The sequence below is a fragment of the Vibrio sp. 1401 genome, from assembly GCF_033340295.1.
The window spans coordinates 1-513 of record NZ_JAWOWF010000859.1 but is presented as its reverse complement, the minus strand read 5'-3'; the positions used below and the strand labels follow the sequence as shown (position 1 = coordinate 513).

Below are 513 nucleotides of genomic sequence, written 5' to 3'. Positions count from 1 at the left end.
CGGAAGTTGTTGTCGAAGCGCTCACCTTCCGAATCGTCTTCCCACGCTTGGTATAACATTTCAGATTTACGAGCTTCTACGCGCTTGTAAGTGTCTTTTTGCTGTTCAACAAAGAATGGGTGAATGCCCAACGCTTTCATAGCATGCCCACCCATTTCCAGTGCCGAGTGATAAGTTTCCGATTCAATCACATCTGCGCCAGCTTGACGTAACAAGTAACCATGACCGCGGTCGAAAGCACGTGCGATGATTTTCACTTTCGGGTACGTGTGCTTCACGTATTTCACCAGTTCCACACTCGATTCTTGGTTATCAATCGCGACGCCCAACGCAGCCGCATGCTCGATACCTGCCGTGTGCAGCATATCTGGTCGGGTTGCGTCACCAAAATAGGCACGAGTGCCAATCTGGCGCATGTTATCGACTTGGTTGGCTTGATGGTCAAGCACTACCGTTGTTACGCCGTTTGATACTAATAGGCGATTCACAATCTGACCAAAGCGGCCAATACCA

At 49.5% G+C, this 513-nt stretch carries 1 protein-coding gene; it reads right to left on the bottom strand.

Annotated features, from left to right (window positions below; translation table 11 throughout):
- Positions 1-513 (bottom strand): NAD-binding protein (locus R7Z77_RS28560; protein ID WP_318137462.1); only part of this gene is annotated, 513 nt, incomplete at both ends.